The sequence below is a fragment of the Flavobacterium sp. genome (assembly GCF_046317795.1).
Classification (GTDB): domain Bacteria; phylum Bacteroidota; class Bacteroidia; order Flavobacteriales; family Flavobacteriaceae; genus Flavobacterium.
The window spans coordinates 19,738-38,024 of record NZ_JBKCVI010000149.1; the positions used below are offsets into that span (position 1 = coordinate 19,738).

General features: G+C 33.3%; 13 protein-coding genes. 12 read left to right on the forward strand and 1 reads right to left on the reverse strand.

Annotation, left to right across the window (positions count from 1 at the left end; translation table 11 throughout):
- The first annotated feature begins 19 nt into the window (after window positions 1-19).
- Genes ACK5ON_RS08965 through ACK5ON_RS08980 form a run of 4 tightly spaced genes read left to right on the forward strand, consistent with a single transcriptional unit; the run spans window position 20 to window position 3,413 of the window.
- The gene (locus tag ACK5ON_RS08965) at window positions 20-187 is read left to right on the forward strand and encodes a hypothetical protein (RefSeq protein WP_409821792.1); all 168 of its coding nucleotides are present in this window, start codon (window positions 20-22) and stop codon (window positions 185-187) included.
- A 4-nt stretch (window positions 188-191) separates the two neighbouring features.
- Entirely contained in the window at window positions 192-659 is a 468-nt protein-coding gene (locus ACK5ON_RS08970) for a nucleotidyltransferase (RefSeq protein WP_396173404.1), read from the forward strand.
- On the forward strand, window positions 660-1,952 hold the full coding sequence (locus ACK5ON_RS08975) for a glycosyltransferase family 4 protein (RefSeq protein WP_409821794.1): 1,293 nt from the start codon (window positions 660-662) through the stop codon (window positions 1,950-1,952).
- 6 nt (window positions 1,953-1,958) lie between these two features.
- On the forward strand, window positions 1,959-3,413 hold the full coding sequence (locus tag ACK5ON_RS08980) for a polysaccharide biosynthesis C-terminal domain-containing protein (RefSeq protein ID WP_409821796.1): 1,455 nt from the start codon (window positions 1,959-1,961) through the stop codon (window positions 3,411-3,413).
- 25 nt (window positions 3,414-3,438) lie between these two features.
- On the opposite strand, the gene glmM is transcribed toward ACK5ON_RS08980, so the two are convergent.
- On the reverse strand, window positions 3,439-4,851 hold the full coding sequence (glmM, locus tag ACK5ON_RS08985; RefSeq protein WP_409821798.1) for a phosphoglucosamine mutase: 1,413 nt from the start codon (window positions 4,849-4,851) through the stop codon (window positions 3,439-3,441).
- Window positions 4,852-5,014: 163 nt separating this feature from the next.
- Here glmM and ACK5ON_RS08990 point away from each other — a divergent pair, with 163 nt between their 5' ends.
- From ACK5ON_RS08990 to ACK5ON_RS09025, 8 genes are all read left to right on the forward strand, one after another.
- Complete coding sequence (locus tag ACK5ON_RS08990) at window positions 5,015-5,605, forward strand: ACP phosphodiesterase (RefSeq protein WP_409821800.1); 591 nt, start codon at window positions 5,015-5,017, stop codon at window positions 5,603-5,605.
- Window positions 5,606-5,609: 4 nt separating this feature from the next.
- Window positions 5,610-6,281, forward strand: coding sequence for a DNA alkylation repair protein (locus tag ACK5ON_RS08995; protein ID WP_409821802.1), 672 nt, complete (start codon window positions 5,610-5,612; stop codon window positions 6,279-6,281).
- 27 nt (window positions 6,282-6,308) lie between these two features.
- Complete coding sequence (locus ACK5ON_RS09000; RefSeq protein ID WP_409821804.1) at window positions 6,309-8,129, forward strand: chloride channel protein; 1,821 nt, start codon at window positions 6,309-6,311, stop codon at window positions 8,127-8,129.
- A gap of 63 nt (window positions 8,130-8,192) precedes the next feature.
- The gene (locus tag ACK5ON_RS09005; RefSeq protein WP_409821825.1) at window positions 8,193-9,146 is read left to right on the forward strand and encodes a Fic family protein; all 954 of its coding nucleotides are present in this window, start codon (window positions 8,193-8,195) and stop codon (window positions 9,144-9,146) included.
- 117 nt (window positions 9,147-9,263) lie between these two features.
- On the forward strand, window positions 9,264-12,095 hold the full coding sequence (uvrA, locus tag ACK5ON_RS09010; RefSeq protein ID WP_409821827.1) for an excinuclease ABC subunit UvrA: 2,832 nt from the start codon (window positions 9,264-9,266) through the stop codon (window positions 12,093-12,095).
- A gap of 33 nt (window positions 12,096-12,128) precedes the next feature.
- The gene (locus tag ACK5ON_RS09015; protein WP_396173417.1) at window positions 12,129-12,851 is read left to right on the forward strand and encodes a TIGR00730 family Rossman fold protein; all 723 of its coding nucleotides are present in this window, start codon (window positions 12,129-12,131) and stop codon (window positions 12,849-12,851) included.
- A 97-nt stretch (window positions 12,852-12,948) separates the two neighbouring features.
- Window positions 12,949-15,696: an aminopeptidase gene (locus tag ACK5ON_RS09020; RefSeq protein ID WP_409821806.1), complete on the forward strand. Its 2,748-nt coding sequence runs from the start codon at window positions 12,949-12,951 to the stop codon at window positions 15,694-15,696.
- Between the two features lie 184 nt (window positions 15,697-15,880).
- The gene (locus ACK5ON_RS09025; protein WP_409821808.1) at window positions 15,881-18,286 is read left to right on the forward strand and encodes a thiamine pyrophosphate-dependent enzyme; all 2,406 of its coding nucleotides are present in this window, start codon (window positions 15,881-15,883) and stop codon (window positions 18,284-18,286) included.
- The last annotated feature ends 1 nt before the right edge of the window (window position 18,287 follow it).

Below are 18,287 nucleotides of genomic sequence, written 5' to 3' on the forward strand. Positions count from 1 at the left end.
GATTGTTAATTTCAATAATATGAAGGCAAAAGTGACTACAAAATTAAACCATGCTAATCCATCGAAAATGGAATCACGTTATATTGATGAGATTAGAAAGATGTCTCCACAACAACGTTTTGATAAACTGATGGCTATTATTGAAATTTCCTTTCTTTTAAAAACAGCAAAAAAAATATCAAAATAATTAAATGAATAGTCAAATTGTTGAAATTTGGAAATACTTTTCTTTGAATAATGTCAAATATCTAACGATTGGTGGATTTGCTGTAAACATGTATGGTTATGGTCGAAATACAGGTGATATTGATATTTTTATTGAAGATACAGATGAAAACAGAGAAAATTTAAGAGTTGCATTAAAAAAAGCTGGGATTGGCGATTTTGAGAGTTTAAAAACAATGCAATTTATTCCTGGTTGGACAGATATTACATTAAATTTCAATTTGCGATTAGATATTATGACTTCTGTAAAAGGTTTGGAATATACTACTTTTAAAGAACTTTTAGAAAAAGCTTACATAACTGAAATTAGCGGTATTCCTGTTTATTTCCTAGATTATGAAAATCTGATTAAAACAAAAAAAGCAGCAAATCGTCCTAAAGATATTTTAGATATTGAAGAATTAGAGAAAATCAATAAAAATTCTAATCCCTAATTGAAACCCAAAAAACTTTTAATCATTACTTATTATTGGCCGCCATCTGGTGGACCAGGCGTTCAGCGATGGTTAAAGTTTGTCAAATATTTACCTGATTTCAACGTTCAACCAATCGTTTATGTTCCCGAAAATCCAACCTATCCAATTATCGACAACGGTTTACAAAGCGAAGTTTGGGACAACGCTATTATTTTAAAAAACAAAATCGTTGAACCTTATGGTTTGGCATCTTTTTTCGGGAAAAACAAAACCAAAAAAATCAGTTCCGGAATTATTCCCAATAAAAAAAAACAATCTTTTTTAGAGAAAACATTGCTTTGGGTTCGTGGCAATCTATTTATTCCTGACGCTCGTTTTCTTTGGGTAAAACCATCGGTAACCTATCTAAAAAAATACATTCAAGAAAACGATATTGACACCATTATAACTTCTGGACCGCCACACAGTTTGCATTTGATTGGTTTACAATTAAAAAAAGAGTTAAATATAAAATGGTTGGCCGATTTCCGGGATCCATGGACAACCATTGGTTATCACAAAGCGCTGAAATTATCTTCTTATGCCGAAAAAAAACACAAAGCTTTAGAAAAAGAAGTGTTGAATTCGGCATATACTATTATTGTTACAAGCAAAACTACTAAAACGGAATTTCAAGTAATAACTACTCGACCGATTGAAGTCATTACGAATGGCTATGATATTGAACACGTTGAAAAACAACCATTAGATAATAAATTCTCCTTAGCGCATATAGGTTCTTTTTTATCCGAAAGAAATCCGAAAATACTATGGCAAGCCCTACAAGAATTGGTTACTGAAAATGAAACTTTCAAAAATGATTTTCAGCTAAAATTGATTGGAGCTACAAGTCAGGAAGTGTTGGATACCATTTCAGAATTTGAACTTACCAATTATGTCTTAAATTTGGGATATGTTTCGCATCAAGAAGCTGTGGAACACCAACGAAAATCGCAAGTTTTATTATTAATCGAAATCAATTCAGATGAAACAAAGAGCATTATTCCCGGAAAACTTTTCGAATATATGATTTCCGAAAGACCTATTATAGCCATTGGTCCAGAAGGTTCTGATTTTGCCGAAATTATTACTTCGACCAATACGGGAGTTTTCTTTACTTATGATAAAAAAGAAGAATTGAAAGCAATACTTTTGAACTATTATGAATTGTATCAAAAAAATAATCTGAAAGTAAATGCTGTTGGTTTGCAACAGTATTCTAGAAAAAACCTAACTGAGCAACTTTCCAAACTCGTAACTCGCAACTCGTAACTGTTTATGGGCATCGTAATTAACCAATCCATCAAGAATACCATCATTACCTATATTGGTTTTGGGATTGGTGCGATAAATAGTTTGTTTATGTATCCGCATTTTTTAGGAGAAAAGTTCTATGGATTGACTGGATATTTATTATCATCTGCCAACGTATTGTTTCCCTTGATAGCTTTTGGAGTCCACAATACATTGATTAAATTTTTCTCAGAATACAAAACCGAAAAAGAAAAAAGTCAATTTCTCGGTTTTGTTCTTGCACTTCCGTTATTGATAATCATACCAATTTTCGTAATTAGTATATTAGGTTATGATAGTATTGCTTCTTTCTTTTCCAGAAAAAACGACATCGTTTACGATTATGTTTGGCAAATCCCAATCATCGCCTTGTGTATGGGATATTTCGAGATTTTCTATGCTTGGGTAAAAGTACATCTACAATCGGTTTATGGAAATTTTATAAAAGAAATTGGTTTGCGAATACTCATTTCCATCTTCCTTTTAGGTGTCTATTTTCATGTTATTACTGTTGAGCAATTTATCACTGCTACGATGTTTGCCTATTTGATAAGTATGTTGTTGATGCTTTTTTATGCTAATAAAGTACAGCCAATATCTTTTACATTTAAAATACCAAATAACGCTAAAGCCATTTTAGTATATTCCAGTTTTATCATTTTATCAGGAAGTGTTGCCAATATGCTTTTGGATATCGATAAAACGATGCTGAACCAATATATTGAAATTGAGAAAATTGCATACTTTATAGTAGCAGGATTTATCGCTACTGTAATTGCCGTTCCTAGCCGAGCGATGCATCAAATCACCTACCCGATTACTGCAAAATTGATGATTGAAAACAAATACGACGAATTGAACGATTTGTATAAAAAATCATCCATTACGCTTCAAATTGTTGGAGGATTAGTCTATGTTGGAATTTTGGTTAACATAAATCAAATTTATTTGCTTTTACCAAAAAGTTACAGTGAAGGTATTTTTGTGGTATTTATCATTGGACTTTCTAAATATTTCGATTTGATTTTAGGAAACAACAATGCTATTATTTTCAATTCCAAATACTATCGTGCCGTATTGTTTTTAGGATTATTGCTTGGTTTTTTTGCAATTACACTTAATATGATTCTCATTCCATTGTATTATATTAAAGGTGCAGCCATTGCGACATTAATTTCAATTACATTGTACAGCATTGCCAAACTGCTTTTTGTAGTTTTAAAAATGAAACTTTATCCTTTTACTTTTAAAAATATTTATTCTTTAGCTATTGGATTATTTTGCTTTTTCGCTTTCTATTATTGGGATTTTCCGTTTCATCCAGTCATTAACATAGTACTTAAATCAATTTTAGTTACACTATTTTATGTTTTTTTAACGTATAAAGCCAATTTATCCGAAGATATTAATGGAGTGATTAGTAAATTTTTGAAAGTATAAATTTGATTACTAGTCCTAATTTGAATCAAATTCCTGCCACTGCTTTAATCTCTTCAATAATTCTAGTTGCCAATTTATCAGCCGCTACTTGTGTTGGTGCTTCGGTATAAATTCGGATAATGGGTTCGGTGTTTGATTTTCGCAAATGCACCCATTCTGTTGCAAAATCTATTTTTACACCGTCAATTGTAGATAGTGAGCTTGTCGAACTATCGTTTTTATATTTCTCAGTCATCGCAACAAGAATAGCATCAACATCAATTTGTGGCGTTAATTCAATCTTATTTTTGCTCATATAATATTGCGGATATGAAGCGCGCAGTTCAGCAACGGTTTTATCTTGATTAGCCAAATAGGTCAAGAACAAGGCCACACCTACCAAACTATCTCTTCCATAATGCAACTCTGGATAAATAATTCCACCATTGCCTTCGCCTCCAATAATGGCATTGGTTTTTTTCATCAATTCGACTACGTTCACTTCGCCCACAGCACTAGCTTGATAACTTCCATTATGCTTGGTAGTAATATCACGCAAAGCACGAGAAGACGACATATTAGAAACCGTATTTCCTGGTGTTTTGCTCAATACATAATCGGCACAAGCCACCAATGTATATTCTTCACCAAACATTTCGCCATCATTAGAAATAAATGCCAATCTATCCACATCTGGATCAACCACAATTCCAAAATCGGCTTTTTCCTCTAAAACGAGTTTGCAAATATCGCCCAAGTGTTCTTTCAAAGGTTCAGGATTGTGTGGGAAATGTCCGTTGGGTTCGCAATACAATTTGACAACTTCAACACCCATTTGCTCCAATAAATTTGGTATAATTATTCCTCCCGAAGAATTCACACCATCCACAACCACTTTAAATTTTCGTTTGGCAACCGCTTCGGCATCAACCAAAGGCAAATTCAAAACTTCATCAATATGAATATCCATATAAGAATCATTAATCGTGATTTCACCCAAATCATCTACTTCTGAGAAATCAAAAGCTTCTGCTTGGGCAATTTCAAGAATTTTTTCACCATTGGCACCACTCAAAAACTCTCCTTTTTCGTTTAATAATTTTAGAGCATTCCATTGTTTTGGATTGTGTGATGCGGTTAAAATAATTCCTCCATCGGCTTTTTCCAGTGGAACTGCTATCTCGACTGTTGGCGTAGTTGACAATCCCAAATCAATAACATCAATCCCTAAACCAATCAGAGTATTAACAACCAAATTATGAATCATTGGTCCCGAAATTCGGGCATCACGACCAATAACTACTTTCAACTTTCTTCCAACTTCCAGCTTCCCACTTCCCGCTTTCAAAAAAGTGCCATAAGCTGCTGCAAATTTCACCGCATCAACGGGTGTTAAATTATCGCCCACTTTACCACCTATAGTTCCACGAATTCCTGATATTGATTTTATTAATGTCATTTTAAGAAGTTTATAAGTTTGTACTTTTTTGAAGTATTATATTAATTTCTGTGCAAATATAGAAAAGTTAAAACTATGTACTTTAAATGAAATCTTAGTAATAGAAAGTTTTTAGTAACTTTACGAACCTAGTAGTAAACCCGTAAACTCTTAAACCCTTTTCATGAACTTCCTAGCCCACATATATCTTTCAGGTGATAACGATTTACTAAAAATCGGGAACTTCATGGCGGACAGTATTCACGGAAATAAATTTAATGACTATCCTACCGAAATCAAAAAAGGAATTCTTTTGCACCGTTCGATTGACAGTTTTACCGATATGCATTCTGTTTATAGGCAAAGTAAACATCGATTGCATGAAAAATACGGACATTATTCAGGTGTAATTATGGATATTTTCTATGACCATTTTTTGGCTAAAAACTGGAAGACCTATTCGGATGAAAAGCTAGAAGATTATGCGGATAACTTCTATCTTTTACTTAAAGAAAGTTATGATTTACTAACCGAAAAAGTGAAAGGAATGCTTCCTTATATGATTGAACGAAATTGGTTGGTAAGCTATGCTAGCATTGAAGGATTGGAAATGATTTTATTTCAAATGGATCACCGAACAAAGAATAGAGTTGCCATGCACGAATCGATTGTGGAGTTAAAACAATTTTATTTGCAATTTGATGAAGAATTCTGCTTGTTTTTTGAGGATTTGAAACAACATTGCAGAGAAAAGTTATACGAGTTAAATTCTTAATTTTATGACATTTATAGAAGATTTAGAAAAAAAATTAGTAGAAAAATCAGATCGAGAGTTAGCCATACCAATGGAAAACTATATGAAAAATAATTTTTCGTTTTTTGGCATTAAAAATCAACCAAGAAAAGCCATCTTAAAACCACTTTGGCGTAAATATAAAGATGAAATAAAGTTAGATTTCAGAAACATTACTTTAGCCCTTTTTGATAAAACCGAACGGGAATTTCACTATTGTGCCATGGAAATTATTTTTAAAGAAATAAATAAAAAATTTGTTAAAGAGGATATTCAACTTATTGAAAAATTAATTACTAAAAACTCATGGTGGGATTCTGTAGATTTTTTGGCCAAATATCTATTGGGGAATTATTTACTTCAATTTCCTGAAAAAACGTTACCAATTATTGAACGATTTTCGAATTCGACAAATATGTGGCTGAATAGAAGTGCTATCATTTTTCAGTTGGATTATAAAGTAAAAACTAATTTTGATTTGCTAAAAGCTGAATGTGAAAAACACAAAAATTCGAAAGAGTTTTTTATCCAAAAAGCTATTGGCTGGGCATTGCGTGATTATAGTCGATTCAATCCTAATGGAGTTCTGGATTATGTGAATTCAACCCAATTAAAACCATTAAGTCAACGAGAAGCTTTGCGATTAATCTTAAAATAGTCATTAGTTAGTATTTATTAATTTATTATGTCGTCAACTAAAGCTTCCTTTATAAAAATTATTTTCAGGAGTATTTTCAGGAGAGTCGAGAATTTAATTTTTCTTTTGAAAGGTAAATTAAGCGAAAGAAATTTTATCTACTTTGCTAGTGTTGCTGTTGCCATTACTTGTGCATTTGCTGTAATTATTCTAAAAAGTTTTGCCCACAATATTTTTCTTTGGGCTAATGAAATTAATGGTTTTTTAAAACTTCCCTACATCAACAGTTTACTGCCAATTGCTGGAATTGTATTAACCGTTTTTGTAGTTCGTAATTTCTTAGGCAATCATCTTGAAAAAGGAAGTTCCAAAGTGTTATACGCTGTTGCCAAAAAAGGGGGTATCATGCCCAAAAAACAGATGTATGCTCAAATTGTAACCAGTTCATTAACGGTAGGACTTGGTGGTTCTGCCGGATTGGAAAGTCCAATTGTAATTACTGGTGCAGCATTTGGGTCTAACTTTGCTCAAAAATACTATCTCTCTCAAAAAGATAGAATTTTACTTCTAGCTTGTGGTGTTGCAGCAGGAATTGGAGCAGCGTTTAATGCTCCTATTGCAGGAGTTTTATTTGCCATAGAAGTAGTGCTTACCGATGTTTCTATTGCAGCTTTTATCCCCATTATTATATCGGCAGCTACAGGTGCTTTAATTTCTACTATGGTTTTGAGTAACGATGTTATTCTTAATTTTCAGCAAACACTTAAATTTGATTACCATAATACTCCTTATTATATTTTACTTGGTATTTTAGCGGGTTTAACTTCCATTTATCACGCTCGAAATTTTCGAAAAGTAGAGATTTTCTTCGGAACATTCAAAAACAAAGGGTATCGAAGAGCGCTTTTTGGCGCAATCATTTTAGCAATATTAATTTTCTTTTTTCCAACATTATTTGGGGAAGGTTATGAGAGTATTAAAACTTTGGCTTCCAAAAATCCAAGTGTTTTATTAGAAAATACTTTGCTGGAAAACTTTAAAAGCAACGAATGGGTTTTGTTAGGTTTTATTGGATTAACGATGTTGTTAAAAGCGTTTGCCACTGGACTAACATTAGGAAGTGGCGGAAATGGAGGAAACTTTGCTCCTTCGCTTTTTGTTGGTTCGTACTTAGGTTATTGTGTTGCAAAAACTATAAATCTTTTGAACATCACGCATCATTTACCTATTGCTAATTTTACAATCGTAGGCATGGCAGGAATTTTAAGCGGATTGTTTCATGCGCCATTAACTGCCATTTTCCTTATTGTTGAAATTACTGGTGGTTATGATTTGATGTTGCCTTTAATGATTGTGTCTTCGGTTAGTTTTGCAGTTTCCAAAAAATTTGAAAAACACTCATTGGATGTAAAAGGTTTGGCTGATAAAGGTGATGTTTTTACTAGTGATAAAGACAAAAACATTCTGCAAAGCATTGATATTCATAATTTGGTGCAAAAAAGCTATAAATCGCTGACTATTGAAAGCCCTTTGGAAAATGTGGTCGAGATTTTCTCTACTACCAAACAGAAAATCATTCCTGTAATTGACGAAAACAATACATTGATTGGAGTCGTAGATTTTGAAGAAGTGAAAGCCATAATTTTCAATCCTTTGAAGTTGAAATTTATGAATATGAATGAAATTATAAGTCAACCCAAAGAATTTATTTTACTTGAAGATAAAGTAGAAGATATAATGAACCAATTTGAAACTTCAAAAACACAACTTTTACCGGTTATTCAAAAAGGAAAATACTTTGGTTTTCTATCCAAAATTGATGTGCTTGAAAGCTATCGCCTACATCTTAAAGAAATGAGTATTGAATAAAATTTTAATATCGGATAGAAATAAATTTTATTTTAACCGATAATAATGTATCTTTGTTTTGTAATGTGGAACATAGATTTAACATATCGCCAAGAATTCAAAACAACTTTCGAAAGATTGTATGAAAAACTCGCTGTTTTGCAAAAAAGCAGGCCATTGCCCAGCATCGCTTTGCAAAAAATAAAAGAAGCACTTTCAATTGAATGGACCTATAATTCCAATAGTATTGAAGGAAATACACTAACACTTAGAGAAACCCAAATGGTTCTTCAAGAAGGAATTACAATAAAAGGAATTACCCTTCGAGAGCATTTTGAAGCAAAAAATCACGAGAACGCTATCAATCATTTGTACTCTATTATCAATGCTGAATATAAATTAAAAAGTATTGATATACTTTCGTTACATGGTTTAGTTTTACGTTCTATTGAAGATGATTTTGCGGGTAGAATTAGAACTGGTGGTGTTAGGATTACTGGAGCAAATTTTGTTCCTCCAAATGCTACTAAAGTTTCGGATTTATTGGATGAATTGATTGATTTTGTGAATTCAAATCCTCTTAATTTAAATGACATCGAATTGGCTACTGTTTTTCACCATAAACTAGTTTGGATACATCCCTTTTTTGATGGAAATGGAAGAACAGTTCGTCTGGCGATGAATTTACTGTTGATGCGAAAGGGTTTTCCGCCTGCTATTATTTTAAAAAATGATCGAAAAAAATATTACGAAGCGCTTAATCAAGCGAATGGTGGGAATTATCAAAAACTCACCTTATTAATGTGTCAGGCATTAGAACGAACTCTTAATATTTATATTAGTTCTTTACCAGATAATGATTATGATTTTCAAGAAATTTCAAATATAGTAAACGAACCAAGTTCACCATATAGTCAAGAATATATATCGCTCTTGGCACGTCAAGGCAAAATTGATGCACACAAAGAAGGTAGAAACTGGTTTACCACCAAGAAAGCTATTGACGATTATATAAATAACCGGAAACGAAAGCGCTAAAGTAATTTTAGTGCTTTTGTTTACCAATAACTTTTGAACTCTCTATTCAAAATTTCTTTTCAATATACTACCTTTGCTCCCGTTCCCGAAACTTCGGGACGGAATGTAAAAAATGCTATGGTTGAAACAGAAAATAGGATAGAAGTTCTCGGAGCTCGAGTTCATAATCTTAAAAATATTGATATTAACATTCCTCGTGAAAAACTAGTTGTTATTACTGGTCTTTCGGGTTCGGGGAAATCGTCTTTGGCCTTTGATACTATCTATGCTGAAGGACAGCGTCGTTATATTGAAACCTTTTCTGCCTATGCGCGCCAATTCCTTGGTGGCTTAGAACGTCCTGATGTAGATAAAATTGATGGCCTGTCGCCAGTTATTGCCATTGAACAAAAAACAACCAGCAAAAGTCCGCGCTCTACTGTGGGTACCATTACTGAAATTTATGACTTTCTGCGTTTGCTTTATGCCCGAGCTGGTGAAGCTTATAGTTATGTGAGTAGCGAAAAAATGGTTTCCTATTCAGATGAGCAAATTAAAGAGTTGATTATTCAGAATTTTATAGGAAAACGCATTACGATTTTAGCTCCCATAATTCGAGCTAGAAAAGGACATTATGCCGAATTATTCCAACAAATTACAAAACAAGGTTTTCTCAAAGTGCGTGTAAATGGTGAAGTGCAAGATTTGCTTCCCGGCATGAAACTCGACCGTTACAAAACCCACGATATCGAAATTGTCATTGACCGAATGGCGATTGAGAATACTGAAGAAAATGAAAAACGTTTGGTAGAAAGCATCAAAACGGCCATGTATCACGGCGAAAATGTATTAATGATTTTAGACCAAGACACCCAAGAAGTTCGCTATTTTAGTAGAAATTTGATGTGCCCAACATCTGGAATATCCTATCAAAATCCAGAACCTAATTTATTTTCTTTCAATTCCCCAAAGGGTGCTTGCGAACATTGTAAAGGATTAGGAACAATTAATGAAATCAATCTGAAAAAGATAATTCCAAAACCTAAGCTTTCTATTAAAAATGGTGGTTTTGCACCATTGGGTGAATATAAAAGTTCTTGGATTTTCAAACAATTAGAAATCATCGGAGAAAAATTTGATTTCAAATTAACTGATGCCATTGAGACCATTTCCGAAGAAGCCATGCAAATAATTTTACACGGTGGAAAAGAAAAATTTGCTGTCGAATCGAAAACTTTAGGCATTACCAAAGAATATAAAATTGAGTTTGAAGGCATTTCGCATTTTATCAAAAATCAATTTGATGAAAGTAATTCCACTTCTATCAAACGTTGGGCTAAGGAATTTATGGATGAAATAGAATGCCCAGAATGTCATGGTTCACGTTTGAAAAAAGAAGCGATGTATTTCCGAATTCACGAAAAAAATATTTTCGATTTATCAAGTATGGATATTTCTGATTTATCTCTTTGGTTTGACAATTTAGATAAAAACCTTTCCGAAAAACAAAAAATCATTGCTACCGAAGTTGTCAAAGAAATAAAAGATAGATTGCGTTTTTTAGTCAATGTGGGATTGAATTATTTGTCAATAAACCGAAGTTCTAAATCACTTTCGGGCGGTGAAGCACAGCGCATTCGTTTGGCAACACAAATTGGTTCGCAACTCGTTGGCGTGTTGTATATTTTAGATGAACCAAGCATTGGTTTACACCAAAGAGACAATGAAAAACTCATCCATTCACTAGAACAATTACGGGATATTGGTAATTCCATTTTGGTAGTTGAACATGATAAAGACATGATAGAACGCGCTGATTACGTCATTGATATTGGTCCTAAAGCCGGAAAATTTGGCGGTGAAATCATCAGCAAAGGAACACCAGCCCAATTGCACAAAGAACATACCATGACAGCGATGTACTTGAATGGTGAAATGAAAATTGAAGTGCCCAAAAAACGACGTGAAGGCAATGGAAAATTTTTAAAACTAACTGGAGCAACTGGAAACAACCTAAAAAATGTTTCTATCGAATTGCCCTTAGGAAAACTGATTTGCGTGACTGGAGTTTCAGGAAGTGGAAAATCGACTTTGATCAATGAAACGCTCTACCCTATTTTGAATGCCTATTTTTTTAATGGTGTTAAAAAACCGCAACCTTACAAGAATATTGAAGGTTTGGAGCACATTGATAAAGTAATCGATATTGACCAAAGTCCGATTGGAAGAACGCCCAGAAGTAATCCGGCAACGTATACCGATGTGTTTTCAGAAATTAGAAGTTTGTACACGATGACTCCTGAAGCCATGATTCGCGGTTATAAAGCAGGCCGTTTTAGTTTTAATGTTTCAGGCGGAAGATGCGAAACTTGTGAAGGATCAGGCGTTAGAACTATTGAAATGAGTTTCCTTCCCGATGTTTATGTGGAATGTGAAACTTGTCAAGGCAAGCGTTTTAACAGAGAAACTTTAGAAATCAGATACAAAGGGAAATCCATTTCGGATGTGTTGAATATGACAGTGGATGAAGCCGTTCCGTTTTTTGAAAACATTCCGAAAATCTATCGTAAAGTAAAAACGATTCAAGATGTTGGTTTGGGTTACATCACTTTAGGACAACAAAGTACTACGCTTTCGGGCGGAGAAGCGCAACGTATAAAATTGGCAACCGAATTATCCAAAAAAGATACAGGAAATACATTCTATATCATGGATGAACCTACAACTGGTTTGCATTTTGAAGATATTCGCGTGTTAATGGATGTAATAAATAAATTGGTTGACAAAGGCAATACTGTTTTAATCATCGAACACAATATGGATGTCATCAAACTATCGGATTATATTATAGACATTGGTCCCGAAGGTGGAAAAGGTGGCGGTGAAGTTGTTGCCACAGGAACACCAGAAGAACTTATAAAAAATAAAAAAAGCTATACTGCACAGTTTTTGAAAAAAGAATTACTTTAGCGTGTTTGCTTAAAATTTAAATGAAGATAAAAGATGAAAGATGATTTTCAAAACGAAGATGATAAAATCCAAGAAAAATTAAAACAAAAAACTTGGAATGAGATACGAACCAATGACTCTTGGGCGATTTTCAAGATTATGTCTGAGTTTGTAAATGGATATGAAAGCATGGCTAGAATTGGACCTTGTGTCTCTATTTTTGGGTCAGCCAGAACAAAACCGGATAACAAATACTATTTATTAGCCGAAAAAATTGCTTTTAAAATTAGTAAAGCGGGTTATGGTGTCATCACTGGTGGTGGACCAGGTATTATGGAAGCTGGAAATAAAGGCGCTCATAATGGCGGTGGAACTTCCGTGGGACTGAATATAGAATTGCCATTTGAACAACACTTCAATCCGTACATTGATAAAGATAAAAACTTGAATTTTGATTATTTCTTTGTGCGCAAAGTAATGTTTGTCAAATATTCACAAGGATTTGTGGTTATGCCTGGAGGATTTGGAACTTTGGATGAATTATTTGAAGCTATGACATTAATCCAAACTAAGAAAATTGGAAAGTTCCCAATTATTCTTGTGGGTTCAGAATATTGGAAAGGATTGATTGATTGGATAAAAACAGTAATGATTGGTGAAGAACACAATGCTAATCCTGAAGATATGAATTTGATTAAAATTGTAGATACAGAGGATGAAGTGGTGGAAGCTTTGGATAATTTCTACAAAAAATACAATTTAAGTCCGAACTTTTAATATTTTTTTTAAATTTTTGAAACATACATTTTATATCCTTTTTTGGTTTATTTGTTTATTGTACCCTGCAAAACAATTCTCACAACATCATTCAAAGATGATTGTGGAACTTGACAATGAGAAAAAATCATTGACTGTTTTACAAGAACTAACATTTTACAATCAAACCAATGACACGTTAACGAACATTGTTTTGAATGATTGGATTAATGGTTATAGTTCAAAAAACACACCTCTAGCAAAACGCTTTTCCGATGAGTTTGAAAGAGGATTTCATTTGGCAAAAGAAAAAGACCGCGGTCGAACAAGCAATATTACAATTCTTGATCAAAACAAAACTTTCCTAACTTGGGAAAGAGACGAAAATTATCCTGATGTCATACAAATTCGACTTCGGGAGAAAATATTACCCAATCAAAAAATGACATTTACTTTGACCTATTTGGTAAAAATTCCAAAAGATGAATTTACAAAATATGGCTTTGGTAGTGATGGCAAAATGAATTTAAAAGATTTTTTTTTAATTCCGGCACGTTATGAAAATAATGATTTTGTTAAATATGATAATTTGAATTTAGATGACTGTGCCAACAGCATTTCCGATTATGATATAGAAGTAAAAATCCCAGTGCCAATGGACTTGAACTCAGATTTGAATGAAATTGGAAAAACTACCAAAAACAATTTAAATCACTACTCGCTTTCAGGAAAAAATCGATTGAGTTTTAGCTTATTTATCGATGACAAAAAGGAGTTTTCTGTATATAAAAATAGTGAAATAGCAGTGATTTCAAATCTCAGAGACAACAGATTAACTGATATTCAAAGAGCTTTTGTAATTGATAAAATTGTGAGTTATGTTTCCGAAAATTTAGGAAAATATCCACATGAAAAGATAACAGTTTCACAGACTGATTATGATCGAAATCCTTTTTATGGATTGAACCAATTACCCCTTTTTATTAGTCCGTTTCCAGATGAGTTTTTATATGAAATAAAATTTTTGAAAACCTATTTGAATAATTACTTGCATACCACTTTACAACTTGACCCAAGAAAAGACAATTGGATTTATGATGGAATTCAAGTATATATTATGATGAAATATATCGAGGAATTTCATCCAGATACTAAAATGATGGGGAATGTAGCAAAATTAAAACTACTCAAGAGCTATAATTTGGTAAGTCTAGATTTCAATGGACAATACAGTTATTTTTATATGCTCATGGCACGGAAAAACTTAGACCAACCACTTGGTGACCCAAAAAATTCGCTAATAAAATTCAATGAAAAAATTGCCTCAAAGTATCGAGCCGGATTGAGCTTAAAATACTTAGACAATTATTTAGAAAATGAGGTTGTTCAAAAAAGTATTCGCCAGTTTATAACAAAAAATAAAATCCAACAAACCAATCGCAAAGATTTTAAAACTATATTAATCCAAAATTCTCCAAAAAAAATCAATTGGTTTTTTGATAAAATCATTGACTCACGAGACGCTATAGATTACAAATTTGATAATGTAACCCGAACCAAAGACAGTGTCAGCTTTTCGTTAAAAAATAAAACAGAAACAAACGTCCCAGTATCTGTTTATGGTATAAAAGACAAAAATGTAGTTTTCAAACAATGGATTGATGTGTTTCAAAAAGATAGTGTCTACATTGTAGCTAGAAACAATGCAGAAAAAATTGTTATCAACTATAAAAATGAAGTTCCCGAAATAAATTTAAGAAACAATTGGCATTCGCTCAGAGGATTTAAATTAAATAATCGCCCCATAAAATTTAACTTTATGAAAGATTTGGAAGATCCATATTATAACCAAATCTTATATGTACCAACATTGGAATACAATTTATATGACGGGTTTTTATTGGGTTTTCGTTTCCACAACAAAACCATATTGGACAAACCTTTTATATTTGATGTTAACCCAACCATATCAACAAAAACAGCTACTTTTTCAGGAAAAGGAAGCGTGTATTACAATCAGTACAACAGAGAAAGTAATTTGTATAATATTCGCTCTCTATTAAGTGGTCATTATCTTCAATATGCACCCGATGCCTATTACACAAAATTAACTCCTGCTGTCATTTTTAATATTCGCCCAGATGATTTTAGAAACAATAGAAAAGAAGCTTTTATAATTAAAGAAGTTTTGGTAAATAAAGAAAAATCGGAATTTACAGCAACTGAAAACACCGAAAATTACAATGTTTTTAATGCTAAATATATCAACACAAAAACCGAAAGTACCCATCATTTTAATATTCTAGGAGATTTTCAATACTCCAATGATTTTGGAAAACTAGCATCCGAAATTCAATACCGAAAATTATTCGACAACAACAAACAACTAAATCTGCGTTTGTTTGCTGGTACTTTTTTATACAATAATACTGATACTGATTATTTTGATTTTGGACTTGACAGACCATCAGATTACCTTTTTGAAAGTGACTATTATGGTCGATCAGAAACCACTGGATTTTTTAGTCAACAGTCAATTATTGCTGATGGATTTTTTAAATCAAAATTAGAAACCCGAACTGCCAATCGATGGATGGTAACTACTAATGCCAGTTATAGTATTTGGAATTGGGTTGAAGCATATGGTGATATTGGTTTAATTAAAAACAAAAATGTTAGCCCTAAATTTGTTTATGATAGTGGTATTCGATTGAATTTATTAACTGATTATTTTGAGTTATATTTCCCTATTTACTCAGGAAACGGTTGGGAAATAGCCCAGCCAAATTATGCAGAAAAAATTCGGTTTATCATTGCATTTAGTCCTAATACGCTCATCAGTCTTTTCACCCGTAAATGGTTTTAATAGCAAATTAATTTAATTATTTTTACGTAATTATCTCTTTTATTAAATATTGATTGAATATTTATCAACAAAAATCCTTTTGACAACTGATAAATTACATATAATTAAATTATATTTTTTGGAAAGAACAGTAAAAAGTGCTACTTTTTAATTAATTTTGTTACTTCAAGATATATCTTCCATTATGACCGAAGCGCAAATTAAAACCCAAATTACATTTGAAGATTTCAAATCAGAAGTGTTAAACGATTATACTATTGCTAAAATCAGCAGAGAATGCAGTCTTCTAGGAAGAAAAGAAGTCCTGACAGGAAAAGCAAAATTCGGAATTTTTGGCGATGGGAAAGAAGTTCCCCAATTGGCTTTAGCCAAAGCATTTCAAAATGGTGATTTTCGTTCGGGTTATTATCGCGATCAAACCTTTATGATGGCAATTGGTCAATTATCCATTCAACAGTTTTTTGCCGGTTTATATGGTCATACCGATTTGGCGCATGACCCAATGAGTGCTGGACGACAAATGGGCGGTCATTTTGCAACCCATTCCTTAGATGAAAATGGCAATTGGAATAACTTGACAAAGCAAAAAAATTCAAGTGCCGACATCTCTCCTACTGCTGGGCAAATGCCCCGATTATTAGGATTGGCTCAAGCATCAAAAATATACAGAAACGTTCGCGGGCTAGAACATTTAACCAACTTCTCCAATGAAGGAAATGAAGTAGCTTGGGGAACCATAGGTAATGCTTCCACTTCTGAAGGATTATTTTTTGAAACCATCAATGCCGCCGGAGTTTTACAAGTTCCAATGGTAATTAGTGTTTGGGATGACGAGTATGGCATTTCGGTTCATGCCAAATACCAAACTACTAAAGAAAATATCTCTGAAATTCTAAAAGGGTTTCAACGAGATGAAGAAAATAATGGTTACGAAATCATTACGGTAAAAGGTTGGGATTATCCAGCATTAGTCGAAACTTATGAAAAAGCATCCGCTATTGCTCGCGAAGAACATGTCCCTGTTTTAATTCATGTTTTGGAATTAACCCAACCTCAAGGACATTCCACTTCGGGGTCGCATGAACGCTACAAAAATGAAGAACGATTGGCTTGGGAAAGAGAGTTTGATTGTTTGGTTCAAATGCGTACTTGGTTACTCGATAACAATTTAGCTTCAGCCGAAGAATTAGATACCATTGATAACAATGTTAAAAAAGAAGTTTTAGAAGCTAAAAAAGCGGCTTGGACTGCGTTTGTTTCCCCAATGAAAGAAGAGCAACAAGAATTGGTTTCGTTACTAAATTCCATTGCAACTTCTAGTGCTAATAAAGTTTTCATCGAAAAACAGGCCAATGATTTAGCTGCTATCAAAGAACCCATTCGAAAAGAAATTTTATCCACCGCCCGAAAAGTACTGCGATTACTAGTCGATGAAAGTGGTAAAAATCAATTAGCCGATTGGATTGTAAATTATTCAAACAAAATCCAACCTCAATTCAGTTCACACCTGTTCTCTCAATCGGATAAAAATGTTTTAAATTCTAACGAAATTGCAGCAACATATGATGAAACCGCAGAAGACGTTGACGCAAGATTAGTGCTACGCGATAACTTTGACGCTATTTTTACTAAATATCCCGAAGCCATAATTTTTGGAGAAGATGCTGGAAATATTGGTGATGTCAACCAAGGTTTAGAAGGTATGCAAGAAAAATATGGAGAATTGCGCGTTGCCGATGCCGGAATTCGCGAAGCAACCATTCTCGGTCAAGGAATAGGAATGGCTATGCGTGGTTTACGACCTATTGCCGAAATTCAATATTTGGATTATTTGCTCTATGCCATTCAAATCATGAGTGATGATTTAGCCACATTACAATACAGAACGCAAGGTCGTCAAAAAGCACCTTTAATTATCCGTACACGTGGTCATCGGCTGGAAGGCATTTGGCATTCCGGTTCTCCCATGGGAATGATTATCAATGCCATTCGTGGTATTCACGTTTTGGTACCAAGAAACATGACCAAAGCTGCTGGTTTTTATAACACTTTACTAGCAACTGACGAACCCGCATTAGTCATTGAGTGTTTGAATGGATACCGATTAAAAGAAAAAATGCCAACCAACTTAGGAGAATTCAAAACGCCAATTGGTGTGGTGGAAACCATAAAACAAGGAATAGACATTACACTAGTTTCCTATGGTTCCACAATTCGTATTGTGGAACAAGCGGCAAAAGAATTACAAGAAGTTGGTATCGATTGCGAAATCATTGATGCACAATCGTTATTACCATTCGATAAAAACCACGATTGTGTAAAAAGTATCATAAAAACCAACCGATTATTAGTAATTGACGAGGATGTTCCTGGTGGTGCCAGTGCTTATATTTTGCAACAAATTATTGACGAGCAAAATGGGTATCAATACCTCGACAGCCAACCGCAAACCTTAGCATCCAAAGCCCATCGTCCTGCTTATGGAACAGATGGTGATTATTTCTCAAAACCATCAGTAGAAGATGTTTTTGAAAAAGTGTACGCCATTATGCATGAAGCAAAACCTGAGCAATATCCGAGTTTATATTAAA

Bases quoted from the DNA above. Each gene is read 5' to 3' on its own strand.
- uvrA (WP_409821827.1), top strand. From the start codon at position 9,264: ATGGTTGAAACAGAAAATAGGATAGAAGTTCTCGGAGCTCGAGTTCAT.
- ACK5ON_RS08980 (WP_409821796.1), top strand. From the start codon at position 1,959: ATGGGCATCGTAATTAACCAATCCATCAAGAATACCATCATTACCTAT.
- ACK5ON_RS08970 (WP_396173404.1), top strand. From the start codon at position 192: ATGAATAGTCAAATTGTTGAAATTTGGAAATACTTTTCTTTGAATAAT.
- ACK5ON_RS09020 (WP_409821806.1), top strand. From the start codon at position 12,949: ATGATTGTGGAACTTGACAATGAGAAAAAATCATTGACTGTTTTACAA.
- ACK5ON_RS08995 (WP_409821802.1), top strand. From the start codon at position 5,610: ATGACATTTATAGAAGATTTAGAAAAAAAATTAGTAGAAAAATCAGAT.
- ACK5ON_RS09005 (WP_409821825.1), top strand. From the start codon at position 8,193: ATGTGGAACATAGATTTAACATATCGCCAAGAATTCAAAACAACTTTC.
- ACK5ON_RS08990 (WP_409821800.1), top strand. From the start codon at position 5,015: ATGAACTTCCTAGCCCACATATATCTTTCAGGTGATAACGATTTACTA.
- ACK5ON_RS08965 (WP_409821792.1), top strand. From the start codon at position 20: ATGAAGGCAAAAGTGACTACAAAATTAAACCATGCTAATCCATCGAAA.
- ACK5ON_RS09015 (WP_396173417.1), top strand. From the start codon at position 12,129: ATGAAAGATGATTTTCAAAACGAAGATGATAAAATCCAAGAAAAATTA.
- glmM (WP_409821798.1), bottom strand. From the start codon at position 4,851: ATGACATTAATAAAATCAATATCAGGAATTCGTGGAACTATAGGTGGT.
- ACK5ON_RS09000 (WP_409821804.1), top strand. From the start codon at position 6,309: ATGTCGTCAACTAAAGCTTCCTTTATAAAAATTATTTTCAGGAGTATT.
- ACK5ON_RS09025 (WP_409821808.1), top strand. From the start codon at position 15,881: ATGACCGAAGCGCAAATTAAAACCCAAATTACATTTGAAGATTTCAAA.